We start from the raw sequence: 25,366 nt of genomic DNA, 5'->3' as shown, positions 1-25,366 counted from the left end.
ACCTTCAGGAAGGTCGCGGCCGGCCCCGATCCGTTCGAGCTGTCGGCTCTTCGGCTGGGTCTGGTCTTCGGCTGGATCAGGTCTTCGGCTGGGTCAGGTCGTAGAAGGTCGCGCTGCCGACCGTGACCTTCTTGTACGTGTCCTCCACCCAGGAGGTGATCTTGGAGGAGGTGCCGCTGTCGCCGCCCTTGCCGCCTCCCATGCCTCCGCCCGAGATGAAGTAGTGGATCTTCCCGTCCTCGACGTACTGCTTGAACTGCGCGAGGGTCGGTGACGGGTCGCTGCCGTTGAAGCCGCCGATGGCCATCACCGGGTCGCCGGTGGAGAGCTGGTAGCTCGCCGCGTTCTGCGAACCGATGGCCGCCGCCGCCCAGGTGTAGTCCCCGGCGTTCGCCTCCAGGAGCTTCTTCGCCTTGGCGCTGACCTGGGCGCCGTCGAGGAGGCCGCCCATGCCGCCGCCTCCGCCCATGCCGCCGCGCTCGCCGGTACCGCCACCGGGGAAGCCACCCTGCTGCTTGCCCTGCTGCTTGCCCTGCTGACCCTGGGAGTTACCGCCCTGCTTGCCGTTCCGGCCGGGGGGCTGGCCCATGCCGCCGCCGTTCTGGCCGCCCGTCGGGGGCTGCATGGCGTTGTTGCCCTGCTTGCCGTTCTGACCCTGCTGGCCGGGCGGCTGCATTCCGCCACCGCCGCCACCGCCAGGACCGCCGCCACCGGGGCCGCCTCCCATCCGCCCCGCCGAAGCGGGACCCGCGGTCACGATCGACCCGGTGTGCGCGCTGTTCACCGTGGAGAGGGTGTACGCGACCGGCCCCGCCAAGGACGCGGCGAAGCTCAGCCCCACCGCCACGAGGGCGATCCGCCGCCCGAGCCGGGCCGCGAGCAGCAGGCCGAGCGCGCCCACGAGGCCGCCGACGAGCACCGCCCAGCGCAGCCAGGGCAGATAGTCCGGGGTCCGGCCGAGCAGGACGTACCCCCACCAGGCCGTGCCCGCGACGCTCACGCCGAGCAGCGCGCCCGCCCACCACTTGGCGCGCTCCTCCCACAGGACCGTGGCGCCCATGCCGATCAGCGCCGCGATGTAGGGGGCGAGGGCGATCGTGTAGTACTGGTGGAAGATCCCCGCCATGAAGCTGAAGACGGCCGCCGTCATCAGGAGCGCGCCGCCCCAGGCCACGAACGCCGAGCGCGCGGTGTCGGTCCTGCGGGCCTTCCAGGTCAGGATGATGCCGCCGACGAGCAGGATCAGGGCGGCGGGGAGCAGCCAGGAGATCTGGCTGCCGACCTCGGAGTTGAACATCCGCCCGAGCCCGGTCTCACCCCACTGCATGCCGCCGCCACCGCCACCGCCGCCCCCGCCGACGCTGCCGGTCTCCTCGCCGTTGATGCGGCCGAGGCCGTTGTAGCCGAAGGTCAGTTCAAGGAAGGAGTTGTTCTGCGATCCGCCGATGTACGGGCGCGAGGAGGCGGGCCAGAGTTCGACGACGGCCACCCACCAGCCACCGGCCACGATCATCGCGAGCCCGGAGAGGGCGAGCTGACCGAAGCGCTTGCGAAGGCGCACGGGTGCGCACACCGCGTACAGGACCGCGAGCGGCGGCAGGATCAGGAACGCCTGCAGCGTCTTGGCCAGGAAGGCGACGCCGACCGCGACGCCCGCCCACACCAGCCACTTGGTGCGGCCGTTCTCCAGGGCGCGCAGCACGCAGTACACGGTGACGGTCATCAGGAGCGCGAGGATCGCGTCCGGGTTGTTGAACCGGAACATCAGCGCGGCGACGGGCGTGAGCGCGAGCACGGCGCCCGCGACGAGTCCGGCCGCCGGGCTGAAGCGGCGGCGCACGGCGGCGTACAGCACACCGACCGTCGCGACGCCCATCAGGACCTGCGGGGCGAGCACCGCCCAGGAGTTGAGCCCGAAGAGGCGCACGGAGAGCGCCATCGGCCAGAGCGCGGCCGGGGGCTTGTCGACGGTGATCGCGTTGCCCGCGTCCAGCGAGCCGAAGAACATCGCCTTCCAGCTCTGGCTGCCCGCCTGGACGGCCGCGGAGTAGAAGGAGTTGGCGTAGCCGGACGCGCTGAGGTTCCAGAGGTAGAGGACCGCGGTCGCGAGCAGCAGACCCAGGAAGGCGGGGCGCGCCCAGCGCGGGTCGTCGGCGCGTCCGCGCCACACACGGGTGAGGAACCCGCCCGCTCCCGCGCGCCGGTGTGCGGCGCCTTCGTGGGGCGGTGCCGCCGGTGGCGGGGGTGCCGGTTGGGCCGAGTGATCGGGGTGGGTGGTCGTCATCGCGCGTTCCTCGGGTCGTGGGTGTCCGCGGCTGCGGTGACGCGGAGCTGCTGTTCCTGCTGGGGGAGTTGCTCGTAACGGATCACGGGGGTCGCCGCGGCGTCGCGGCGCTCCGGGAACACCCAGGCCCGCAGGAGCAGGAACCGCAGCACCGTCGCCGCGAGGTTGGCGGCTATGAGCACCGCCAGTTCCGTGCCGTGGGACGCGTTGCCCGACGCCGCGCCGAGAGCGGCCAGCGAGCCGCTGGTCAGGGCGAGGCCGATGGCGAAGACCACGAGGCCCTGTGCCTGGTGGCGCATCGCGCTGTCGCGGCCCCGCACTCCGAAGGTGAGGCGGCGGTTGGCGGCGGTGTTGGCGATCGCGGACACGAGCAGGGCGAGCGCGTTGGCCACCTGCGAGCCCGAGAACGTACGGAAGCCGGAGTACAGAAGCAGATAGAAGAGCGTGGAGAGCGCGCCGACCACGCAGAAGCCGACCAGCTGGCGGGCCAGGCCGCCGGGGACTCCGGCCAGCTTGCGGTCGCGCGGGTCGTCCCCGAAGGGGCGCGCGAGGCGGTCGAGCGGGAGCGCGCCGACCGTGAGGGCGCGCCCGACCCGCCACACTCCCTTGAGGTCGTCCGTGGCCGTCTTGACCAGGTGGACCGTGGAGTTCGGGTCGTCGACCCAGTCGACCGGCACCTCGTGGATGCGCAGGCCCGCGCGCTCGGCGAGCACCAGCATCTCCGTGTCGAAGAACCACCCCGTGTCCTCGACCAGCGGGAGCAGCACCCCCGCCACGTCGCCCCTGATCGCCTTGAACCCGCACTGGGCGTCGGAGAAGCGTGCGTGCAGGGAGCTGCGCAGGATGAGGTTGTAGCCGCGCGAGATGAACTCCCGCTTGGGGCCGCGCACCACACGCGAGCTGCGCGCGAGCCGGGAGCCGATCGCCAGGTCCGAGTGCCCGGAGATCAGCGGCGCCACCAGCGGGAGCAGCGCGTTGAGGTCGGTGGACAGGTCCACGTCCATGTAGGCGAGGACGGGGGCGTCCGAGGCGGACCACACGGCGCGCAGGGCCCGTCCGCGCCCCTTCTGCTCAAGGCGCGTGTACCGGACCTCTTCGCTCGACGCCGCGAGCTGCGCCGCCACCTCGGGGGTGCGGTCCGTGGACGCGTTGTCCGCGATGGTGATGCGGAAGGGATAGGGGAAGGTGCGTACGAGATGGTCGTGCAGGCGCCGCACACACGGCTGGAGGTCCTTCTCCTCGTTGTAGACGGGGATCACGATGTCCAGGACGGGCACATCGCGCCATCCGGCGGGGAGGTGGGCCCGCGCCGGCAGAGGGACCGAGCAAGCGCCGCCCGGAGAAGAGTCGGTTTGCATGACACCGACATTCGCCAAGTGGTCTGTCAGGCCGGTGTGGTGAGCCTGTGGCCCGCCTGTGAGTGCCGCTCGAAGCCGCTGACCTGGTGCGATACGGCGGGCAGCGTCACCGTGAACACCGTCCGTCCCGGCGCGCTCTCCACCGTCACGCCGCCGCCGTGCGCCGCGACGATGGCCTCCACGAGGGCGAGGCCGAGCCCCGTGGACCCGGCGTTGCGGGAGCGGGAGGCGTCGCCGCGGGCGAACCGTTCGAAGACGTGGGGGAGGAGGGCGGGGGCGATGCCGGGGCCGTTGTCCTCGACCTCCAGGCACACGCCGGGTCCGGCCCGCCGCACGCGTGCGGTGACCTTCGTGCCCGGTGGCGTGTGCGTACGCGCGTTGGCGAGGAGGTTGACGACGACCTGCTGGAGGCGGGCCGGGTCGGCGAGGACGAGCGCGGGCTCGTCCGGCAGTTCCAGGGCCCAGTAGTGCTCGGGTCCGGCGGCCCGCGCGTCGCTCACGGTGTCGACGACCAGCGGAGAGAGATCAGTGCTCGGATACGAGAGCGGCAGTCGGGCACCGGGGCCGTCACTGCCGGGGCGTCCGCCGTCTCGCCCCTCGTCGAGACGCGCGAGCAGCAGCAGGTCCTCCACGAGGCCCGTCATCCGCTGCGCCTCGGACTCGATCCGGCCGAGCGCGTGCCGCGTGTCGGGTCCGGTCGACTCGCGTCCCCTGCGTGTCAGTTCGGCATAGCCGCGGATCGAGGCCAGTGGCGTACGCAGCTCATGGCTGGCGTCCGCGACGAACTGCCGTACCCGCGTCTCGCTCTCCTGGCGTGCGTGCAGCGCGGAGTGCACATGGTCGAGCATCCGGTTGAGCGCCGCGCCGACCTGCCCGACCTCCGTGTTCGGCTCCGTGTCGGGGACGCGCTCGTACAGCGTCACCTCGCCGCTGTGCAGCGGGAGTTCGGATACCCGGGTCGCGGTCGCCGCGACCCGGCGCAGCGGGCGAAGGGCGACGCCGACCATGACGGCACCGGTGAGCGAGGCGGCGACCAGGCCCGCGGCCGTGACGCTGACCTCGACGATGACGAGCGTCTCCAGGGTGTTCTGCACCTTGGCGGTGGGGACGCCGACGAGGAAGTCGCCGTTGGGGCCCGTCGCGTACTTCACGCGGTAGTCGCCCAGGTCCGGGATGTCGACGTTGTGCTCCTGCTCGTCCCGCGGCACGGAGGCGAGGGCGGCGGACTGCGCCGCGTCGAGCTGATCGGCCCGCGGCTCGTAGCTGCCGCTGTCCGGATCCCTGCTGACCAGGGCCTGGCCGACCGAGCCGTCTTCCTCGACGACGGCCCCGACGGTGCCGATCTCCTGAGGCCCCTTGGAGACGAACCGCAGCGGATCGTCCTGATCCACGGAAGGCACGTCATGACCGTCGGCCCCCGGCTTCGGCATCGGCCCCGCCGCACGCATCGCGACCGCCCCGAGCGAGCCGTCCAGCTGGTCGTACAGGTGCGAGCGCAGCGCGATGGTCGTCACCGTGCCGATCACCGCGCAGACGACGGCGATCAGCGCCACAGCCGAGACGACGAGCCGCGTCCGCAGCGACCGCGGCTGTCGCCGCCGTCTCATGAGGCCGCTGCCGCCTCGGTCGAGGGCGCGGGCTTGATCAGGTACCCGGCACCGCGCCGCGTGTGGATCATCGGCTCACGGCCCGCGTCGAGCTTCCTGCGGAGATACGAGATGTAGAGCTCGACGACGTTGGCCTGGCCCCCGAAGTCGTAGTTCCACACGCGGTCCAGGATCTGCGCCTTGCTGAGCACGCGCCGCGGATTGCGCATCAGGTACCGAAGGAGCTCGAACTCGGTGGCGGTGAGGTGGATGGAGTCCCCGCCCCGCGTGACCTCGTGGCTGTCCTCGTCGAGGGTGAGGTCCCCGACGGCGAGGACGGATTCGCTGCGCCGGTCGGCGGCCCCGGCCCGGCGGATGAGCCCGCGAAGGCGCGCGACGACCTCCTCCAGGCTGAACGGCTTGGTGACGTAGTCGTCGCCCCCGGCGGTGAGACCGGCGATGCGGTCCTCGACGGCGTCCTTGGCCGTCAGGAACAGCACAGGCACGTCGGGCAGCTCGCGCCGCAGCCGTCCGAGCACGGCGAGGCCGTCCATGTCGGGCAGCATCATGTCGAGCACCACGGCGTCGGGCCTGAACGCGCGTGCGGTGCGCACCGCACCGACGCCGTCCCCCGCGCTGCGGATCTGCCAGCCCTCGTACCGCAGGGCCATGGAGAGCAGCTCGGTCAGCGACACCTCGTCGTCGACGACGAGCACGCGGACGGGGCTCCCGTCCGCCCTGAGCAGTTCGGTACGCCCCTGGGGCGAGGTCGTAGTCATGCCACACAGACTGCGCGGCGGCCCTGAGAGAGCTCTTGCCAGAACCTGTGAATTCCCTGAGAAAGGCTTCGGCGCCGGGCGCCTACGGACCGTCCGGCAGCCCGAAGAGTTCGGCCGCGTTCCCGTGACAGACCGCGCGCAGCCAGTCGTCCCCCAGGCCGAGCCGCTCAAGGGCGTGCAGCTGATGGACGTACGCGTGCGGAATGTTGGGGAAGTCCGACCCTAGGAGGATCCGGTCCCCCAGGTCGGCGAGGCGCGGCAGCTCCGCGCGCGGGAACGGCGAGAATTCCTCGGAGAAGTCGGTGAACGTCAGGGTCGTGTCCAGCCTGACCTCGTCGTACCGCTCGGCGAGGTCGAGGAAGTCGACGTACTCCGGCATCCCCATGTGCGCCACGACGAGCCGCAGCCGGGGGTGGCGCGCAAGCAGCCGCCCGATCGGCTCCGGGCCGGTGTGCTTGCCGGGCGCGGGCCCCGACCCGCAGTGCGTCACGACCGGGACACCGGCCTCGGCGAGCAGCCCCCAGACGGGGTCGAGCGCCGCGTCATTGGGGTCGTAGGCCCCCACCTGCACATGGGACTTGAAGACCCGGGCCCCGGCGTCGACGGCGTCCCGCACGTACGCCTGCGCTCCCGGCTCGGGGAAGAAGGTCGCGGTGTGCAGGCAGTCGGGCGTCCGGCGGGCGAAGTCGACGGCCCAGCCGTTGAGCCACTCCGCCATGCCGGCCTTGTGCGGATAGACCATCGAGGTGAAGGCCCGCACCCCGAACTCCCGCAGGATCGCCAGCCGTTGATCTTCCTCGTGCCGGTAGGCGATGGGCCACTTCACGCCGGTCAGCGGCCCGGCGGAATCGAAGTAGTCCCACACCTTGGACAGGACGCGCTCGGGCATGAAGTGCGTATGTACGTCGATGAGTCCGGGAAGGCCGAGCCGCTCCCAGAAATCGCGGACGGCCGCGCCTTCGCCGTCATCCCCGCTCAAGACCCTGCCTCCGCCGCGTGGCCCCGCTCGAAGCCGTAGCTCCGCTCCACCTTGGCGACGTGGACGGCGTACTTCTCGTACCACTCGTCGCGCCCGCGCTTCTGCGCCATGCGGTGCTCGGCGTCGCCGCGCCACCGCAGGATCGCCTCCTCGTCGCGGAAGTACCCGACGGTGATGCCGAGCCCGCCGGGCGTCCGCGCGGACTCCATGCCCAGGAAACCGGGGACGGCGGTGACGAGCTCTTCCAAGCGGTCGGAGGCCTCGCCATAGCCGTCGTCGGGGCTGTCGGGGCTGTCGAGGCTGTCGGGGCCGTCAGGGCTGTCAGGGCCGTCTTCGGTCTCGGTTCTCAGCGAGGTGAACACGACGGCGTAGTAGGGCAGTTCGAAGGGCTGGACAGGCGCAACGGGTTGATCACTCATGTCCTGAGAATCGGTCACGCCCACCCGCCTGTCCACCCTCTCCGCGCCTTCATTGCCGTACGGGCAGAAAGGCTTGACCAGCCGGTCGGCTGGGGCGGCACGAGACTCAGAAGAGACCGCCCTGAACCACGGGAACCTCCCGTACGGGAACAGTCGTACGCACCTCTCCCCGAGCCCCTTCCTGAGCCCCTCCCCGAGCCCCTCCCCGCTCCCCTTCCCGCACCCCTTCAAGCCGCCACCCCCGCAGCAGCCGACTGTCGAGGACGACAAGCCGCCCACCGTCGTCCAGATACAGATCGGGCCCGGCCACGGCGACGAGATCCCCCAGCACCACCCCACGGTCGACGAGTTCGGTGACGGCGAACCCACCGACGCCCGCGAGACGCTCCACCCCGAACACCGCGCCGTGGTCCACCAGAGCGTGGTTCCCCAGGGGCATCCGTTCGAGCGACTCGGGCCAGCCGTCGAGCGCGAGGGCGAAGCCATGCATCCGCTCCAGCTCGCGCCGCCGCTCGTCCGCCCCCGGCAAGGTGGGCCTGACGGCCCGCTTCCTGGCGTACGAGATCCGGTCCGGCACCCCGAGAGCGACCCGCAGCAACTCCTCGGCCCGCCGCGCTGCCATCAAGGGCCCGCGCCCGAGCCAGCCGAAGGCAACGGCCCCCTGTTCGAGCAGCCGCGCCGATCCCCGCTCCTCACGGGTGATCCCGACCTTCACCATCCCGACGCCGAACCACGCGAGATAGACGCGGTAGGTCCGCGGATCGTCGGCGATGGTGTCGGCGGCCACCGAGTGCGCCCGGTCGAGCCGCGCGCACTCGGCACACCGGGCCTGTGTCCCCCGCCCCGGCACGACAGCGGCGGTCGGGCAGGGGTTTCCCCGCGCCCCCACGCACCGCCGCCGCCCGAGAGCCCGGAAGCCCACCCGCCGCCCCACGACCAGCGGACTGACGTCCCCCCGCTCCCACACGAGCCCGGGGCGCTCCGGATCCGCCCAGCTCAACCCCGCACTGCGCCACTCCATGGGGACAGTCTTACGCCGTATCCCGGCAACTGTCTCAACAGCTGACGTGCCGACCGGGCGCGGCGTGCAGCACGCGTACGAAGTCACGGTAGAGCCCGACCCGGTGCTTCACCTGCTCGGGCTTGCCCCCGCCGCACTCGGGCCCGTTGAGACTGCGGATGGTCTCGCCGAACCCCTTCTTCTCCACCATGGCCTCGTGCCCGGTCAGGGTGCCCATCCCGGTCTGGGTGTTCCAGTACCAAAGGGCGGTCATCCAGGCCACCTTCGGATCGCGCTCCACAAGACCCGGATCATTGAGCAGGTCGATCCCCAGCGCGTCCCCGGCCGCCTTGTAGTTGAAGTTCCAGCTCAGCATGATCGCGCCACGCCCGTAGTACGCGGACTCGCCCGCCGGACACCCGTAGGGCCGGGTCTTGTCGCAGAAGATCGGATACGTCGACTCGTCCTGAGCCACGACGTAGAACAGCCCCCCGGTCTCATGACTGACGTTGGCCAGGAAGGCGGCGGCTTCCTGGCGCCGCACCACCTTGCCGCCCGTCCGCGCGAACTCGGGGTAGGCACGGGTGGCCTCGACGAGACCGTCGTACGTGAAGAAGGAGTCCCGCTCGGGGAACATCCGCTCGAACTGAGCCTCACTGACGACGAACCGCGCCTTGCCCCGCCCCTCGGCTGCGGCGGTACCGGACCCCGCGACGGCACTGGCCCCGCTCGCTCCGGAGCTCACTCCCGCGCTCACCCCGGAGAGCACCGCAAGCCCGACCAGAACAGCAAGAGCTCGTCTTCTCCACACTGCGTCATCACTCTCCTCGGACATCACCCATCCCCGGCGGGATTGGTCCGGACCATTGTGCCGTGCATGTCAATACGAGGCCCTCGGCAACTCCCGTCACGCACCACGGGAGTTAGGATCGCGGCCATGGCTCTGACCATGAACGACGTGGACCGGTTCGAGGCTTCCAGGCCCCGCCTGGAGGCCATCGCCTACCGCCTCCTCGGCTCCGCGAGCGACGCCGAGGACGCCGTACAGGACACGTTCCTGCGCTGGCAGGCCGCCGACGTCGACCGCGTCGAGGTCCCCGAGGCCTGGCTGACGAAGGTCCTCACCAACCTCTGCCTCAACCAGCTCACCTCGGCGCGCGCCCGGCGCGAGACCTATGTGGGCCAGTGGCTGCCCGAACCACTGCTCGCCGGGGACCCGATGCTCGGCCCCGCCGACACCGCGGAGCAGCGCGAATCGCTCTCGTACGCGGTCCTCACCCTCATGGAGCGCCTCTCACCGGACGAGAGGGTGGTGTACGTACTGCGGGAGGCCTTCGGCTACCCGCACCGGGAGATCGCGGAGATCCTCGACATCACCGAGTCCGCGGGCCAGCAGATCTTCCACCGCGCCAAGAAGCACGTGGCGGACGGCAAGACCCGCACCGAGATCGACGGGGCGGCGGCCCGGCGGATCGTCGAGGAATTTCTCGCGGCCGCCACCAGCGGCCGGACCGAGCCACTCGTACGGCTGCTCACCGAGGACGCCGTCGCGATCGGCGACGGCGGCGGGAAGATCCCGGCCCGCGCCAAGGCGTTCGAGGGCGCCGTCGCGGTCGCCAAGTTCATGCGGGGCCTGTTCAAGCCGAGCGGGGCCAAGCGCGCCTACCTCGGCGGCTCGCCCGAGGTCCACCTCACGGCCGCCAACGGCGAACCCGCCCTCGTAGCGGTCTTCGGCGGCCAGGTCGTCGGCATCATGTGCCTGGAGATCAGCGCCGAGGGCATCACCGCGTTCCGCAACCAGGTGAACCCCGACAAGCTGGCCCGCGCGAGCCGGCAGTGGGCGGCGACGGACCACGGTGAGCCCCTGCTCGACGCGGCCTTCTGACCCGCTGCCCCCACCCCTTCCCCGATGTGAGGTGCTTCACATCGGGTTCCTGTCAGGAAACGGCGGGCTGCCCGGTTCAAGGGGCGAACCCGCTGAAGAGCTGATGAATGACAGGAGCCAGGAAATGCAGCAGCACCGCATCGTCGTCATCGGAGCCGGATACGCCGGAGCCATCGCCGCAGGGCGCCTTGCCAAGCGACTGCACCGCGAGGACGTAGCCATCACCCTCGTCAACGCCGAGCCCGACTTCGTCGAGCGGGTTCGGATGCACCAGCTGACCGTCGGCCAGAACCTCAAGCCCCGGCCCTTCGACGAGATGTTCGCGGGCACCGGCGTCGAGCTGAGGCTCGCGAGGGTCACCGGCGTGGACGTGGACAGCAAGACGGTCACCGTCACCGCCATCGGCCAGGACAACGCGAACGCGGACGCGGAGCCGGGCGCGGAACTGGACTCGGAACTGAATGAGGAACTGGAGTACGACACCCTCTTCTACGCCCTCGGCAGCGGCTGGAACGCCCAAGGCGTCCCCGGCACCACCGAGCACGCCTACGAGATCGCGAGCCGCCCCGGAGCGCTCCGTCTGCGCGAGCGCCTGGCCGGCCTTGGCGCCGGAGAGACCGTGACCGTCGTCGGCGGCGGCCTCACCGGCCTGGAGGCCGCGACCGAGATCGCCGAGGCCCGCCCGGACCTCGATGTCGCCCTCGCCGCCCGCGGCGGATTCGGCGACTGGCTCTCGCCCAAGGGCCGCGGACACGCGCGGAAGGTCTTCGCCGAGCTCGGCATCACCGTGCACGAGCAGGCATCCGTCGCCGCCGTGCGGGCCGACCACGTGACCACCGCGGACGGCAGGTCCATCCCGGCCGCGGTCACCGTGTGGACCACCGGCTTCGCGGTCCACCCGATCGCACAGGCCACCACCCTGGACGTCACCGACACCGGCCGGATCGTGGTCGACGGGACCATGCGCTCGGTGTCGCACCCGGACGTGTACGCCATCGGCGACGCGGCCATGGCGATGGGCCCCGGCGACAAGCCGCTGCGCATGTCGTGCGCCACGGGCACCCCCATGGCATGGCAGGCCGCCGAAGCCGTCACGGCACGCCTGACCGGCGGAAAGACCCCGAACACGCCGATGCGCTACTTCAACCAGTGCATCTCGCTCGGCCGCAAGGAGGGCCTGATCCAGTACGTCACCGCCGACGACCGCGCCATACGGGCGGCCCTTACGGGACGACTCGCCGCCCTCTACAAGGAGTTGATCTGCAAGGGCGCGGCCTGGTCCGTGGCCAACCCGACGTTCAGGATGCCGTCCCGGCCCCGCCGTGTCGTACGGGAGCAGTCCCGGGCGGCGGCATCGCCGGTCAAGACGTCGGCCTGAGGGGGTGGCAGGGCGGGGGCGGGGGCGGGGCGACCTAACGGATCCCGGCCCCAGCCCCGGAGCCATGGAGAACAGCAACTCCGGATCACCATCCGTTTCCACCACGCTACCCTCTGCGCATGGTCGAGACTTTCGTCTCCGGTGACGGCCACCGCGCGTGCGGCATCTGTCCTTCACGCCGCTTCCCGCACGGCGAGTTCGACGTGGCCGAACGTCCGTCTCGCGAGTGCCCCTTCAGCCCCGAGGACGGCCACAGGTACACCCTGCAAGGTGTGCCCGTCTGCGTGCACCCGGAGAAGGTGGGCCTACCGCCCGCGCCGTACAAGACGGACGGTGTGGCGCTGCTGGCGGACGTCGCGTTACCCGCTGACGTGGCCGAACTCGATGGGTACCTGCGTGAGCTGGTGCACGGCGCAGCACCTGGCGTGCTGGAGCTGCTGATCGACCTGGTAGACCGTGAGATCCGGCGGGCATTCCCGGAGGTCGACGCGACCTTGGCACTACGCCGTGCCTTCAACTGGCGCTCCTAGCCGGCTGTGGCGAACCCGGGAGCGAAACGGCGACCCGTACCCGTCCAGAGCACCGACCCTGAGTCGAGTTCGGTGACCTCAGTTCTCATGCATGTTTAGGGCGTGCCCGGGGGCCTGGCAGACCCGCCTGCTGAAAATCCCGCTCCACCACTCGTGTCGATCACATCTACGTCCATGATGTCCACCACACGCTCCATGAGGATCTGAGCGAGAGTGGCTCGGACTTCGAGTAATTGCCGAAAGCTGTACGCGGCCCGAGCAGTTGCCTGTCGTCGCCGCTCGTCATTGGGGGCCAGCACTATCAGCTGCCGAATCATGAATGTCGCATCGTCGAGCGCATCCAAGATCAACCGCTTCCCATCCTCGTGCCGTTGAGCCCGCGCGCCATCTCCAAGAGGAACGCTCCCTTCGGAGCTGCGGATGTGCAGCCCCTCGTTCAAGGCGTCGTAGATCGAGGCGCTTGCGGCATCTCTGGCGTGCGCCATGACCTGGCGGAAGCGCTCCTCTTCATCCCGTCGCCGTTGGTCGTCAGCTATCCCGCCGTCGTATCGGTACCGCGCCGCGCTTAAGAGCTGACACCAGTCACCTACCGATCTACGAACCCGTGCCACAACGGCTACTTGTGCCTGCTGACGTTCTCGTCGCTCGGCCGCTGCGGCTTCTCTGCGAACCAGCGCTCCTTCCTGCTCCGCTCGTTCCTGAGCCAGTCTCCTTTCCTCTTCGGCTTGTTCCCGTGAGCGCTTCTGTGCCTGCAATGGCCCCCAATACGCAGCAGCGGCCGTCACAACAGCGCCGCCCACCGCCCCGAGTAGGCCATAGACCGCCTCTTGCATAAGGCTCCTCCCGGATGACTAGCCGGGCTCAGCAGACAGGCTCGCTCGCTGTCACACCTCAGTATCCGTCCGCTGACGAGGAGTTGAGCTCCCGCGCGCCTCGCATTCGTAGGCTCGCGTGAGGGGCCAATGCACGCACCATCTGGCGGGTGTCACGATGGGTCTCGCGGGTTCGAAGTGAAGCACTCCGCACTCCGCACTCCGCCCGCTGTGGCCCCCTCCGGACGGCGGTGAACACTTGACACGATGGTTGGGGTGGCGGCCGGGGAGAGGCCCCGTTCGCCCCCTGGATTGGGCGCCTGCGTTCGCGCTCACGCGCCTGTGTGTGCCGTCGTTGCCGTCATCAAGGGCGGGCGGCCAGTACGGCCCGTTCAGTCGTACTCGCGGAGTGCGGCAACCAACTGCGTACCCTCCTTCGCTCCCCTGCGCTTAAGCACGGCGGCCGTGGTGTGCAGCTCGTTCCACGAGTGCGGGCGCCCGATGTCGGCGGCATCGGGAACGCTCGCCACAGCCACTGACGCCGCTTGCCCAGACTCACCGGCCCCGGCGAGTGCGTGCGCGAGGCAAGCGCGGTACCAGGTCTTGTCGCGTCGGTACTCGTCCGGCAGTGCGGCAAGCCCGACCGTGATCTGATCCACGGCTTCCCGCCAGTCGTGCAAGTGCAGTGCTGCCATGCCACGTTGCAGGGTGAACCACGTCTCGTCGTAGAAGTACATCCACACCGGCTCGTCCTCGGGGTGTTCGGACGCCCGGCGGATGAGCCCATGCGCTTCATCGAGCAGGCGGTGGGCGTCGTCGGCCTCACCGTTGAGCGCGTGCCCTCGGGCGGCCATCTGCGCGGCCATGCCCTGCACTCCGAGCGAGGTGCCCGGCGCTGACCAGCGGGCCGCTTCCGCCAGGCGGACACACCTGGTTCCCCGGCCACCGGACCACGCCATGTGCGCCTTCATGCTGAGCGTCGTGGCGGCCATGTTGGCGTCTCCCGCCTCCAGCGCCCACTCGTGCGAACGGTCGTACCAAGCAAGGGCGGCGGCAGACTGCGCCTGGTCCTGGGCCATCCACGCGAGGAACTGCGCGTGTTCGGAAGCGAGTCGTACGACGCGGTCTGCGAGCGGGCCACGTGCCCCCGCGTACAGGTCGACGACAGTCCGAAGTTGCTGGCGCATCACGTCGACGAGTGGCCGTGACCCGATGTGGTCCTCGGCGCGGCGATGCTCGGCAAGCAGTCGGTCAAGCCAATCGAGGGTGGCCACGTCGACTCGGTGGGAGGAGTCGACCACGCTCGTCACTCGGGCCAACAGATCCTCGTCCGGCGCGGCTCCCGGAAGCGAAAGCCCCGGAACCGGGGTCTCTGCCCGGCCTGCCTCTGCTGTTACAGCCTGGAGTCCGGCCGGAATTCTGAGCCCACCCACGATGCGTTGCTGCACCTCGACGGAGGTGATTCGGCGGCACTCCCGCTCGATGTCGGACACGTCGGACTGGGCGAGACCGACCCGTTCCCCCAGCTTCGTCTGACTCAAGCCGGTGAGCTTGCGATACGTGCGAAAGACGGCGCCCCAGTCCGCGCTGGTGACCGCCGTTGCTAGCTGCGGGTGGGTCCACAGGTTCTCGGGAGTGTCTCCCATATCTCCAATATAGGACGGGCCTATAGGGCCGCGGGATGGGATCAACAGGCGTTTGGCGCAAGGGTCTTGCTGAAGAAGGGCCCCCGCGACCGTGGTGGACGGCCCGGGGGCGTGGCCATCAACCCAGGAGGTTGACGACATGACTCAAACTAGCGCGAGATTTCGAGTGCCGATCCTGCCGCACGGTACGGAGGTGCTGGCGTGACGGTCACGACGCACTCGGCACGGCTGCTTCCTTGGTCGACCCCCGAAGGCAACCCGTGCTACCTGTCCAGCGACGGCAGAGGCTACTTGGACCGCGTGGCGGACAACATCGAGTCTGTGCAACTCGGCATGGCGGACGATCTGCTCGGCCATGTTGCTGAGCTGCTCACCGACGACAAGGTGCTTCTCGGTAGCTCGGTCGGCTGTGAAGGCCGCCCGCCCCAGCCACGGGGATACGCGGGCCGACCGGACGGGAACGTAATCGTGGTGTGGGTTCCAAGGGAGGGGTGGCCATTCGTGCCGCTTCGTACGCCTCGACACAGCGGGCGGCCTTCGATCGCGTGGGCGACGCCCTGGCGGCGGACGACGGCGACGGGCCGGATGACAGCGACGGGCCGGATAACGATGACGGCCTAGCCGGGTCACCTGTCGCAATCTAGGGCGGTTGCCGTCAACGACTGCCGTCAACGCAAAAGCCAGAGGCCCTAGCGGTTACCCGCTAGGGCCTCTGGTCTGCTGTGCACTCGGCAGGATTCGAACCTGCAACCTTCTGATCCGTAGTCAGATGCTCTATCCGTTAAGCTACGAGTGCTTGATTCTTCTGTTGTGTTGCTCTTCCTTCCGGGGTTTTTCGCCCCGGTCGGCGTTGCGAGAACAACATTACATGACCTGTGCCGTGAGGCGAAATCCGTTTCCCCCGACCCGTCTGAGCTGGGGAAACAGCCGCAAACGGGCCTCGAACGAGCCGTTGACGATCCGTACTCACGACCGAAGCCCCGGTCCAGTGGACCGGGGCTTCGGGATCTTGCAGCGGAGGCGGAGGGATTTGAACCCTCGATGGGATTTAAGTCCCAAACCGCATTAGCAGTGCGGCGCCATAGACCGGACTAGGCGACGCCTCCAGCTTGCACACCTGCGCGAACGCGAGGGGTGCGTGCAGATGATGACACAGCCAGGCGGCGTGTCACCAATCGCGGATTCCAAGGTACTAGTCGGGCGGCCCGCAGAGCAAAGCGTCTTCCGCCGCCCGCAACGTCGTGGCGTCAACGGCGTTAGACGCGGTAGAGCCCGTACGTGTTCGCGTACCCGGTATCCCGCACCCAGTGGAGCCCCGTCATGCTGCGCCGTCTCGTCCTCACCGCCGCCGCGGCCGCCGCCGCGCTGTCCGCCGCGCCCGCCGTCGCCCACGCCGACATGGGCCCCCTCCACCTGTCGACGCCGTTGACCGAGTCGACCCCCGACCGGCTCACGGTGGAGGTCACCAAGGCCGGGGACGGGCGGGACGGGACGTACGAGCTGGAATGTCACCCGACGGGCGGCACGCACCCGCACGCGGAGGACGCGTGCGGAAAGCTCGACCAGGGCAGGTGGGGCAGCGACACCTTCGCGCCCACGCCGACCGACGCGAGCTGCACCATGCAGTACGGCGGCCCCGCCACCGCGCACATCACCGGGACCTGGCACGGCCGGCCCGTCGACGCGACGTACAACCGCAGCAACGGATGCGAGATCTCCCGATGGGACAGGCTCGTCCCGGTGCTGCCCGAGGCCACCGCCTAGCTCCGGACCAGGCCCGAGGCGGATCCGGACCAGGTCCGGGACGGGTCCGAGGCGCGGATCCGGACCAGGTCCGGGACGGGTCCGAGGCGGGTCCGGGACGGGTCCGAGGCGGGTCCGGGACGGGTCCGCGACAGGTCCGAGGCTGGCCCGAGACGGGTCCGAGGCTGGCCGGGAACTGGTTCGGACCGGTTTCCGGCTATCCGTTTCTGGCCACGGCCGGGGCCGCTTCCCGGCCCCGGCCGAAACCGTCCCGCCACCACCTCGCCGTGACCAGGGGGTACGGAAGCCTCACATCTTCTGCGTGCGACCTCCCTCTCATCCGGCGTCGCGCGCACAACCGCTCCCCGTAGACTCCCTCCCGTGACACGCCGCGGGCCGCGGGGCAAGATGGCCTGGACGAGTCGGCAAGCAGCAGTAACCAGGGAGGAAGCGTCGTCGTGAGCAGCAGGCCATCCCGAGGCGCTGCTCGCCTCGCAGCCATACTCGACGCGCTCCCGGACGCGCTGGTCCTCGTGAATGCCAACGGGACCGTCGTGAACGCGAACGCGATCGCGCTCGAGGCGTTCGAGACGCCGGGCACCGCCCTCGTGGGACGTGGGCTCCTCGATCTGTTGCCGGAGTTCGACTCCCGGCTCATTCCCGGATCGATGCGCAGGCCCGAATCCATCGACGAGCGCGGGCGGACCAAGCCGACGCGGATGATGGCGCGGCGCACGGACGGCAGCGAGTTCCCCGTCGAGGTCACCAGTTCGAACCTCGAGGACATCCGGGACGCGTACGACAATTACGGCTATACCGGTGACGAGTTGCTCATGCTCGTCGTACGCGACCTTTCAGGCGCCGTGGACACCGAGGCCGAACTCGCGCGCTCCCAGCGGCAGACCGAGATGATCCTGCGCGCCGCCGCCGAAGGCGTCGTCGGAACGGACACCGAAGGCCGGGTCGTCCTCGTCAACCCGGCCGCCGCGCAGATACTGGGCTTCCGGGCCAGCGACCTGGGCGGGCAGGAACTCCACCACCTGGTGCTCCACTCGCGCGCCGACGGCGAGCCCTTCCCCTACGAGGAGTCCCCGCTCGCGGACACGCTCCGCTCCGGGCGCAAGCACCGGGTACGCGGACAGGTCCTGTGGTCCAAGAGCGGTGACCGGGTCGCCGTCGACCTGACGACGGCACCGGTGCGGGACGGGGACCAACTCGTCGGCGCGGTCATGACGTTCACCGACCGGCGGCCCTACGACGCGCTGGCCGAGGAGCACGAGGCCGCGATCGCGCAGCACGCCGAGGAGATGCAGGCCGCGACCGACCGGCGCACGGAGGAACTGCGGGCCGCCACCGAGCGGCACGCCGCCGAACTGGCCGCCGCCGCCGAGGAGCGTGCGGAGGAGATCGCCGCCGAACAGGACCGGTACGCGGCGCTCGCCGAGCGCGAGAAGGACCGGTTCGAGGAGCTCGCCGAGAGCGAGAAGGCGCGGTACGACGCTCTGGCGGCGCGGCACGAGCAGCTGCTCGCCGTGCTCGGTTCGTCCCTGCGCGGTCCGCTCGACGAGCTGCGGCGCGAGCTGTCGGCTCTGGCCGCCGATGACGCCGGGCAGCTGTGGCCCGAGGCGAATCAGGTCCTTCATCATCTTTCGGCCGGGTACGCGCGCATCACGACCCTGGTCGACAACGTCCTGGGCTTCCAGTTGCTCGACTCGGGCACGGAACAGCTCTCCCGCGTGAAGGTCATGCTCGACGCCGTCGTCGCCAGCGGTGTGGAGGGCGCGGTCGAGCTGATCGGGCCCGGACGCGCGCAGTTCGCGGTGCACGCGCCGCCGATCGAGGTCGAGGTCGACCCGGGGCGCCTTGCCACGGCTCTCGCCCACCTGGTCGCCGACGTGGCCGGCATCGACGCCACGGGCAACGCCCGCGCCGGTGTGAACCCCTCGGCCGTGCAGGCCGGTGGCTACGTGGACTCGACCGTGGTCGTCGCCGCCGCTCAGCGCGGTGAGGTCGTCCGTATCGAGGTGCGGGGGCCGTACGCCGGGGGAGACCCGGTGCACGAGCCGATCGTCCGGGGCATCGTGCGGGCGCACGGCGGCGTGCTGCAGACGCATGAGGTGCCGGGGATGAGCGGCAATGCGTACGTTCTTGAAGTACCGATCGGTGCGGGGAGCGGGGCGACCGGCGCAGCGGCGGCCGGCGTGGCACCCGCTGCTCCTGAGGTGACGGGCGACTCTGTTGGCTCTTCGGTCGTCGTGCCTGAGCAGGCTTCGCCTGCCACGGGCGGCGGGCGGCGACGGGCCCGGCGGGCTGCTGGGCCCTCGGTGGACTCCTTCCTGGAGAGTTCGGGTTCGGGTTCGGATTCGGATTCGGATTCGAGTTCGGGTTCGGGTTCGGGTGGTTCGGATTCCCGGGGCGGTTCTTCGGGGGGTGCTGCCGCCGGGATCGAGGGCGGGGCCTCCGGTGGGGCTACCGGTGGGTCCGGTGGGGCTTCGTCCAGCGGGACCGGGAGGCGTCGTGGACGCCGTGCCGCGGAGGCCGCTGAGGCGCAGGTCGCTGAGGCACAGGCCGCCGCCGCCCAGGTCACGGGCTCAGGTACGGGTACGGGTACGGGCTCAGGTTCGAGTACGGGTTCGGGTACGGGTACGGGTTCGGCCGATGTGGCGGTTGCTCCGGAGGCGCCCGCGCGGGGCGAGGGTTCGCAGGCTTCCAGCGGCACTGGGCGGCGTCGTGGTCGGCCCAGCGCCGCGGAGGGTTCTGCGGGCTCTACGGGCACCGTAGGTTCCTCTGTGGCGTCCGTGGGCTCCGTGGGCTCCGTGGTGACCGCTGCCGAACACGCCGCTGCCGGGTCGGCTGCTCTGGGGCAGACGGTGCCGCCGCAGGGCGTGCCGGTTCGCGCGGGGGCCGTGGCACCCGCCCCTTCCGGGCAGCGGGCCCGCCGGAGCGATGAGCAGCTGGCGTTGCCGCCCGCGCTGCCTTCCGCCGCCGGTGGTTCCGGGGTCGGCACCGCTGTGGCTGTCGCAGGCGACGCGGGCGAGGCCTCGCCCCGGCCGACGGGGCGCCGCCGCCGTGCGCTGGCCGCCGCCAAGGAGCGTGCCGCCGCCGAGGAGGCTCCCAGCGGGCGCGTCTTCGCTCTGCCGCCCGCATCCGCGGACCAGGACGACACGGGTCAGCAGCAGGAGCACGATGCCGCTCTGCGCCACCCCGACGACGACCACACCCCTCCGCAGCCTCACCCGTCCCAGGCGCCGACGGGCCGCCGGCGGTCCCACTCGGCTCCAGGGGCTCCGGGGGCTCCGGGGGCTCCGGGGGCTCCGGGGGCTCCGGGGGCTCCGGGGGCATCTGAGGCGCCCGCCACTCCTGGTGCTCCCGCAGCTTCCGGTACGGCGGGGGACGTACAAGAGACGCCGCCCGCCGGTGTTCCCTCGCAGGCCACCACGTACGCCGAAGGCACTCCCGCGCGGGGCGTCCACACGCCCAGCAGGGGCGTCGCACTCCCGCCCGAGCGCGGGGCCGAGGCCCGGGCCGCGCAGCCGCTGCCCGCCGAGGCCGCGCCCGGCGACCCCGACTCGACGCAGGGGCGCGCGATCAGCGTGCGCACGCTCGGGCAGGGTGTGCCGTTCGGCCAGCAGATCGCCGAGCAGCAGCAGCTTCGGCTCGGGCTGCGGCAGCGCGGCCAGGCCGCGGCGGGGGAGACGCAGTCCCAGCAGTCCCCGCAGCCGCCACAGAATCCACGGATCCCGCAGGCACCGCAGCCTCCGCTGCCCCCGCAGGCATCTCCGGCACAGCAGAATCCTCAGGCCCAACAGACCCAGCCCTCCACGCCGACCCCGGCGACCCCGGATGCCCCGGAGCCCGCCGTAGGCCCGCAGTCCACCGCGGGCCCGCTGCCTGAACAGGCACCGGCGCAGGCACCGGCCACGGGGCAGTCGCAGTCCCACACCCTCGGCGGCTCCGTCAGCGGATCCGGGCGCCGACGCAGGCTGTCCACTCCCCCGGCTCCCGCGGGCGAGGACCGCCCCGAGACCGCGGCCCGCCCGCACCCCCAGGCGCAAGCCCAGGCCCAGGCTCAGGCCCAGGCCCAGCCGCAGTCCCGGATCGGGTCCTCCACCGAGGGCACGGGCCGCGCGTACGCGATCGGCGCACCGGACGAGGACGCCGACGAGGGGCCGGAGCCGCTGGACGGTCCCGGCGGCGCGGTAGAGGTCTCCAACCGGCCCCAGCCGCAGCCCATGGACGACGAACTGCCGCCCGAGCCCCTGGACAACCCGCGCCGCCTCCTCGTCTGGCCCGCGCCCGACGTCACCACGCAGCAGGCCCTCAGCGACCGCGGCTACCGTCCCGTGATCGTGCACTCCCGCGAGGAGGTCGACGCCCAGATCGCCGCGTTCCCCGCGGCCCTCTTCGTGGACCCGCTGACCGGTCCCATCACGCGTACGGCCCTGCAGTCCCTGCGCCAGGCCGCCGTGGCCGCCGAGGTCCCCGTGCTCGTCACGGCGGGACTCGGGCAGGCGACGCGCGAAGCAGCGTACGGCGCCGACCCCGCCATACTCCTGAAGGCCCTCGCGCCCCGCGACAGCGAGCAGCACCCGCCCCGCGTCCTGCTCATCGAGGAGCACGAGGAGATCGCGCTCGCCCTGACCGCGACGCTCGAACGGCGTGGCATGCAGGTCGCACGGGCCGAGAGCGACGCGGACGCGGTGACGCTCGCGGCACAGATGCGGCCGAACCTGGTGGTGATGGACCTGCTGCAGGTACGTCGCCGCAGGGCCGGAATCATCGACTGGCTGCGCGCGAACGGCCAGTTGAACCGCACCCCGCTCGTCGTCTACACCGCCGCCGTCGACCAGACGGAGCTGCCGCGGCTCGCGGCGGGGGAGACGGTGCTGTTCCTCGCGGAGCGCTCGACGAGCGACGAGGTGCAGGGGCGCATCGTGGATCTGCTGGCGAAGATCGGCACGAACTGACCGGCACGGACCGGACCTGAACGGGCCTGAACGGGCCTGAACGGGCCTGAACGGGCCTGAACGGGCCAGCCTGGACGGACCAGACCCGCACGGGCCAGACCTCAACGGGCCAGGCCTGAACGGGCCAGGCCTACACGACGCGGATCTGCTCGACGCGGATCTGCTTAACGCGAGCCCGCACGAAACGAACCTGCGCAACACGAACCCGCACGAAGCCGCGCCGGCACCCACTGGCGGCGGCCTCGGTCTGCTCGGGCTCCGTCGCGCTCGCCTGCGCCCTGTTCGTCGCCGCGGCGGCGAGCGTCATACCTCAGCTTCTGGTGCCGCTGGTCGCCGAGCGCGCGCCCGCCGACCCCGTCAGAGCTTCGTGACGTCCAGCTCCCCGTCGGCGTACTGCTTGCGCAGCACCTTCTTGTCGAACTTGCCGACGCTCGTCTTGGGCACCGCGGGCACGATCGCCCAGCGCTCGGGCAGCTGCCACTTGGCGATGGTGCCCGCGAGGAAGTCGCGCAGGACGGCGTAGTCGATGCTCGCGTCCTCCTTCAGCACGACCGTGGCGAGCGGGCGTTCGCCCCACTTGTCGTCGGGGACTGCGACGACCGCCGCCTCCGCGACATCCGGGTGGGACATGATCGCGTTCTCCAGCTCGACGCTGGAGATCCACTCGCCGCCCGACTTGATGACGTCCTTCGCACGGTCGGTGAGCGTCAGGAATCCGTCGGAGGTGATCACGCCGACGTCGCCGGTCTTCAGCCAGCCGTCCGCGCTGAACTTGTCCTCGGGCTTGAGTGCCTCGCCGTCCGCGCCGCCGTAGTAGGCGCCCGCGATCCACGGCCCGCGCACCTCCAGCTCGCCCGCCGACTCGCCGTCCCACGGCAGGTGCTCACCACCGGGTCCGACCAGGCGGGCCTCGACCCCGGCCGGGAAACGGCCCTGGGTGAGGCGGTACGCGAACTCGTCGTCGGTACCGATGGACTTGGCCGGCGGACGGGCGACCGTGCCGAGCGGGGAGGTCTCCGTCATGCCCCAGGCGTGGCAGACCCGCATGCCCAGCTTGTCGAACGCCTCCATCAGCGAGGGCGGGCAGGCCGAGCCGCCGATGGTGACCTGTCCGAGGGTGCTGACGTCACGCGGCTTCGCGCTGAGTTCGGCGAGCAGGCCCTGCCAGATGGTGGGGACGGCGGCCGCGTGCGTGGGCCGCTCCGACTCGATCATCTCGGCGAGGGGGGCGGGCTGCAGGAAGCGGTCCGGCATCAGCATGTTCACGCCGGCCATCAGGGTCGCGTGCGGCAGGCCCCAGGCGTTGACGTGGAACTGCGGGACGACGACGAGCGTGGTGTCCGCGTCCGTCAGACCCATGGACTCGCTCATGTTGACCTGCATGGAGTGCAGGTAGATGGAACGGTGGGAGTAGACGACGCCCTTGGGGTCGCCGGTGGTGCCGGAGGTGTAGCACATGGCGGCGGCCGTGCGCTCGTCGAGATCGGGCCAGTCGTAGGCCGTGGGCTTGGCGGCGATCAGGTCCTCGTACTCGTGCACCCGCGCCTGGACTCCGGCCAGCGGCGAGCGGTCGCCGGGGCCCGAGATCACCAGATGCTCGACGGTCGGCAGCTGCGGAAGGAGCGGCGCGAGGAGCGGGATGAGGGAGCCGTTGACGATGATGACGCGGTCGGCCGCGTGGTTCACGATCCAGGTCAGCTGGTCGGCGGGCAGCCGGAGGTTGAGGGTGTGCAGGACGGCGCCCATGCAGGGGACCGCGAAGTAGGCCTCGACGTGTTCGGCGTTGTTCCACATGAAGGTGGCGACGCGCTCGTCGCCGTCGACCCCGAGGTCCTCGCGCAGCGCGTGCGCGAGCTGAGCGGAGCGTTCGCCGATCTCACGGAAGCTGCGGCGGTGCGGAGCGGCCTCGCCGGTCCATGTGGTGACCTGCGACGACCCGTGCACGGTCGTCCCGTGCCGAAGGATGCGGGTGACGGTCAGTGGTACGTCCTGCATCGTGCTCAGCACGGCGTCCTCCCGGTGGGCGCGCGGCATTCATCCGGGGCGGCTCCCGAATGACCTACCTGGCAGTAGGGCTCGCCAGATTGTTGCCGCATACCGCACGGTATGTCACTAGGGCGGGAGAAGAAAGGTCCGCGGAGCCCCGACGCTCACGGGACACGAAGCGCCGCGATCACCGGCAAGAAGCGCGGCGATCACCCCGCCCGGAATCGGGGCAATCACCCGCCCGAGACCGCGGCCATCACCGGACCGGCGTGAGCTCCGGGTCCTCGCGCAGCTTGCCGAGAGCGCGCGACACCGCGCTCTTGACGGTGCCGACGGACACCCCGAGCACCTCGGCCGTCTGCACCTCGCTGAGGTCCTCGTAGTACCGCAGGACGACCATCGCCCGCTGCCGCGCGGGCAGCTTCATGATCGCGCGCCACATCGCGTCCCTGAGCACCTGCTGATCGGCCGGATCCGCGACCGGCGTCGCCTCGGGCTCGGGCAGCTCGTCGCACGCGAACTCGTCGACCTTGCGCTTGCGCCACTGCGAGGTCCGGGTGTTCAGGAGGGCCCGGCGCACATAGCCGTCGAGCGCCCGGTGGTCCTCGATCCGGTCCCACGCGACGTAGGTTTTGGTGAGGGCGGTCTGCAGCAGATCCTCGGCATCGCTCGGATTCGCTGTCAGTGAGCGCGCGGTGCGCAGCAGTACGGGCTGCCGTGCCCGTACGTACGACGCGAACGACGGATACGCCGAATGACTCGCTGTCCGCGTCGCGGCCTTCGATGCGCTGGTGCACATGGACACCATGGATACGGTCATGGCTCCACGCTAGAAGCGACCCCTACTTCAGCGGATCGGCCGCAGGTCCCGAAGCGGTGTCCGCCTCAGGTTGTACGCGGGGTGGTAGCCCCACCTCCTGAAGGTGGAGGAGGCGGAGCACGCCTCTGAGGGTTCGCCCCTGAGAATCCGCGCTCCCGCCGCGCCTCCGCCCCGCTTCCGCCCTGCTCCTGCCCTGCTCCTGCCCCGCTTCCGCCGCGCTTTCGCCCTAGCCGATCCGGGCCACCGGGGCGTGCACGAGGTTCCGGTCAATCATCAGTTTGCGCCCGCCGTGCTTCTCCTTCACGTTCCCCGCGTACTGGTGAATGCGCCGCGCAGGGCGCCACGCGTTCTTCGCGAGCATGGGCTCGCGGTACAGGTGCGGACGCGTGTGCCAGCGCGCGAACCACATCGCCGCCGGCAGATCCCGCACCCCTGCCCGCCGCGCCTTCTCCATGTGCCGTACGCCCGAGTCCGCACTGCTGTAGAACCCCGGTACGTACCCGAGCCTGCGCACCTCACGGTCCCAGGCTCGCACGAACGCCAGGGTGGTGTTGCCGCACTTGGCCTTCCAGTAGGTGTAGGCCTCCATGTCCAGATAGAGCGCGCTCTGCCGCTGCATCCCGAACGCCTTCGCCTTCTGTACCGCGTCACGCCCCTCCCGCGTCCCCTGTCGCCAGGGATGCCGCCCGATGCGTACGTCCTTCTTGTGCTTCGCGGTGACACAGGGCGACTGCGAACCGACGTACACCGGAAGGACCTTCCACCCCAGCCCCCGCACCGAGCGCATCCAGCTGTGGGAAAGCTGCGGCTGGCGCTGGCACGCCCGGCCCCGGCCCGCGTAATAGACGCCCACCGCCTGGTAGTCGGAGGCCTTCCAGCGGCGCATCGTGTCGACGGACGGGGCGAGGCAGGTGTCGAAGGCCCAGCCATGGAAGGTCGTCACCCCCGCCGCCCGCCCGGCCGCACGCCCCTCGGACACGGCGGCACGCCCCTCGGAGACGACCGCACGCCCCTGGGAGACGGCGGCACGCCCCTCTGAGACGTTCGCGCGCCCCTCGGACCCGGGTCTGCTCACGGCACCGACCGGTGGCGCGCCCACCGCCGGAGCGGTCAGGGCGACGGCTAGGACAAGGCCCATCATCAGCTTTTTGCAGCGCATAAGCCGAGTGAAGGGCCCTGAGCCCGTGTCCCGGC

19 protein-coding genes, 2 tRNA genes and 1 pseudogene are annotated in these 25,366 nt (G+C 70.8%); 6 read left to right on the top strand and 16 right to left on the bottom strand.

The window, feature by feature from the left end:
- Window positions 1-76: 76 nt before the first annotated feature.
- The 8 genes from ACFVXC_RS08915 to ACFVXC_RS08880 all read right to left on the bottom strand — a co-directional run bounded on the left by ACFVXC_RS08915 (window position 77) and on the right by ACFVXC_RS08880 (window position 9,240).
- Window positions 77-2,284, bottom strand: a complete 2,208-nt coding sequence (locus tag ACFVXC_RS08915; protein ID WP_389902971.1) for an ArnT family glycosyltransferase — start codon at window positions 2,282-2,284, stop codon at window positions 77-79.
- Window positions 2,281-3,642 (bottom strand): glycosyltransferase, encoded by a 1,362-nt coding sequence (locus tag ACFVXC_RS08910; RefSeq protein ID WP_389902968.1) that lies wholly within the window; start codon window positions 3,640-3,642, stop codon window positions 2,281-2,283. Before ACFVXC_RS08910 ends, ACFVXC_RS08915 begins: the two co-directional genes overlap by 4 nt.
- Before the next feature lie 26 nt (window positions 3,643-3,668).
- A complete protein-coding gene (locus ACFVXC_RS08905) occupies window positions 3,669-5,249 on the bottom strand; it encodes a sensor histidine kinase (protein WP_389902965.1) in 1,581 nt (526 codons plus the stop codon).
- Window positions 5,246-6,007, bottom strand: a complete 762-nt coding sequence (locus ACFVXC_RS08900) for a response regulator transcription factor (protein ID WP_389902962.1) — start codon at window positions 6,005-6,007, stop codon at window positions 5,246-5,248. Before ACFVXC_RS08900 ends, ACFVXC_RS08905 begins: the two co-directional genes overlap by 4 nt.
- Before the next feature lie 82 nt (window positions 6,008-6,089).
- Window positions 6,090-6,986: an amidohydrolase family protein gene (locus tag ACFVXC_RS08895; RefSeq protein ID WP_389902959.1), complete on the bottom strand. Its 897-nt coding sequence runs from the start codon at window positions 6,984-6,986 to the stop codon at window positions 6,090-6,092.
- On the bottom strand, window positions 6,983-7,405 hold the full coding sequence (locus tag ACFVXC_RS08890; protein WP_389902956.1) for an antibiotic biosynthesis monooxygenase family protein: 423 nt from the start codon (window positions 7,403-7,405) through the stop codon (window positions 6,983-6,985). The genes ACFVXC_RS08895 and ACFVXC_RS08890 overlap by 4 nt, the downstream gene beginning before the upstream one ends.
- A 106-nt stretch (window positions 7,406-7,511) precedes the next feature.
- Complete coding sequence (locus ACFVXC_RS08885; RefSeq protein WP_389902955.1) at window positions 7,512-8,426, bottom strand: DUF2797 domain-containing protein; 915 nt, start codon at window positions 8,424-8,426, stop codon at window positions 7,512-7,514.
- A 34-nt stretch (window positions 8,427-8,460) separates the two neighbouring features.
- Window positions 8,461-9,240: a chitinase gene (locus tag ACFVXC_RS08880; protein ID WP_389902952.1), complete on the bottom strand. Its 780-nt coding sequence runs from the start codon at window positions 9,238-9,240 to the stop codon at window positions 8,461-8,463.
- A gap of 102 nt (window positions 9,241-9,342) precedes the next feature.
- Between ACFVXC_RS08880 and sigJ the strand changes: the two genes are divergently transcribed.
- The 3 genes from sigJ to ACFVXC_RS08865 all read left to right on the top strand — a co-directional run bounded on the left by sigJ (window position 9,343) and on the right by ACFVXC_RS08865 (window position 12,198).
- Window positions 9,343-10,290 carry an RNA polymerase sigma factor SigJ gene (sigJ, locus tag ACFVXC_RS08875; protein ID WP_389902949.1) on the top strand — a complete coding sequence of 316 codons (948 nt, stop codon included), beginning with the start codon at window positions 9,343-9,345 and terminating at the stop codon, window positions 10,288-10,290.
- 124 nt (window positions 10,291-10,414) lie between these two features.
- On the top strand, window positions 10,415-11,668 hold the full coding sequence (locus ACFVXC_RS08870; RefSeq protein ID WP_389902946.1) for an NAD(P)/FAD-dependent oxidoreductase: 1,254 nt from the start codon (window positions 10,415-10,417) through the stop codon (window positions 11,666-11,668).
- Window positions 11,669-11,787: 119 nt separating this feature from the next.
- Window positions 11,788-12,198 (top strand): hypothetical protein, encoded by a 411-nt coding sequence (locus ACFVXC_RS08865; protein ID WP_389902944.1) that lies wholly within the window; start codon window positions 11,788-11,790, stop codon window positions 12,196-12,198.
- Window positions 12,199-12,293: 95 nt separating this feature from the next.
- Here the strand turns inward: ACFVXC_RS08865 and ACFVXC_RS08860 are convergent, their stop codons facing one another.
- Both ACFVXC_RS08860 and ACFVXC_RS08855 read right to left on the bottom strand, forming a co-directional pair.
- On the bottom strand, window positions 12,294-13,031 hold the full coding sequence (locus ACFVXC_RS08860; RefSeq protein ID WP_389902942.1) for a hypothetical protein: 738 nt from the start codon (window positions 13,029-13,031) through the stop codon (window positions 12,294-12,296).
- A gap of 371 nt (window positions 13,032-13,402) precedes the next feature.
- On the bottom strand, window positions 13,403-14,656 hold the full coding sequence (locus ACFVXC_RS08855) for a helix-turn-helix domain-containing protein (RefSeq protein WP_389902939.1): 1,254 nt from the start codon (window positions 14,654-14,656) through the stop codon (window positions 13,403-13,405).
- A gap of 201 nt (window positions 14,657-14,857) precedes the next feature.
- Here ACFVXC_RS08855 and ACFVXC_RS08850 point away from each other — a divergent pair.
- Window positions 14,858-15,037, top strand: a pseudogene (locus ACFVXC_RS08850) (hypothetical protein); the annotation flags it as partial.
- A 342-nt stretch (window positions 15,038-15,379) separates the two neighbouring features.
- Here the strand turns inward: ACFVXC_RS08850 and ACFVXC_RS08845 are convergent.
- Window positions 15,380-15,452 (bottom strand) — tRNA-Arg (locus ACFVXC_RS08845).
- Between the two features lie 219 nt (window positions 15,453-15,671).
- Window positions 15,672-15,762: transfer RNA gene (locus ACFVXC_RS08840), tRNA-Ser, on the bottom strand.
- 214 nt (window positions 15,763-15,976) lie between these two features.
- Between ACFVXC_RS08840 and ACFVXC_RS08835 the strand changes: the two genes are divergently transcribed.
- Window positions 15,977-16,420 carry an SSI family serine proteinase inhibitor gene (locus ACFVXC_RS08835; protein ID WP_389902938.1) on the top strand — a complete coding sequence of 148 codons (444 nt, stop codon included), beginning with the start codon at window positions 15,977-15,979 and terminating at the stop codon, window positions 16,418-16,420.
- 437 nt (window positions 16,421-16,857) lie between these two features.
- Window positions 16,858-21,366, top strand: a complete 4,509-nt coding sequence (locus ACFVXC_RS08830; protein WP_389902935.1) for a PAS domain-containing protein — start codon at window positions 16,858-16,860, stop codon at window positions 21,364-21,366.
- A gap of 130 nt (window positions 21,367-21,496) precedes the next feature.
- On the opposite strand, the gene ACFVXC_RS08825 is transcribed toward ACFVXC_RS08830, so the two are convergent.
- The 4 genes from ACFVXC_RS08825 to ACFVXC_RS08810 form a co-directional block, all read right to left on the bottom strand.
- The gene (locus ACFVXC_RS08825; RefSeq protein ID WP_389902933.1) at window positions 21,497-21,673 is read right to left on the bottom strand and encodes a hypothetical protein; all 177 of its coding nucleotides are present in this window, start codon (window positions 21,671-21,673) and stop codon (window positions 21,497-21,499) included.
- A 50-nt stretch (window positions 21,674-21,723) separates the two neighbouring features.
- Window positions 21,724-23,373: a long-chain fatty acid--CoA ligase gene (locus ACFVXC_RS08820; protein WP_389902931.1), complete on the bottom strand. Its 1,650-nt coding sequence runs from the start codon at window positions 23,371-23,373 to the stop codon at window positions 21,724-21,726.
- A gap of 235 nt (window positions 23,374-23,608) precedes the next feature.
- Complete coding sequence (locus ACFVXC_RS08815) at window positions 23,609-24,172, bottom strand: SigE family RNA polymerase sigma factor (RefSeq protein WP_389902929.1); 564 nt, start codon at window positions 24,170-24,172, stop codon at window positions 23,609-23,611.
- 226 nt (window positions 24,173-24,398) lie between these two features.
- The gene (locus ACFVXC_RS08810; RefSeq protein ID WP_389902926.1) at window positions 24,399-25,331 is read right to left on the bottom strand and encodes a DUF1906 domain-containing protein; all 933 of its coding nucleotides are present in this window, start codon (window positions 25,329-25,331) and stop codon (window positions 24,399-24,401) included.
- Between the last annotated feature and the right edge of the window lie 35 nt (window positions 25,332-25,366).

Source organism: Streptomyces sp. NPDC058257 (genome assembly GCF_042881845.1).
GTDB lineage: Bacteria > Actinomycetota > Actinomycetes > Streptomycetales > Streptomycetaceae > Streptomyces.
The sequence above is the reverse complement of the archived record's forward strand: the minus strand, read 5'-3'. Positions and strand labels throughout refer to the sequence as shown.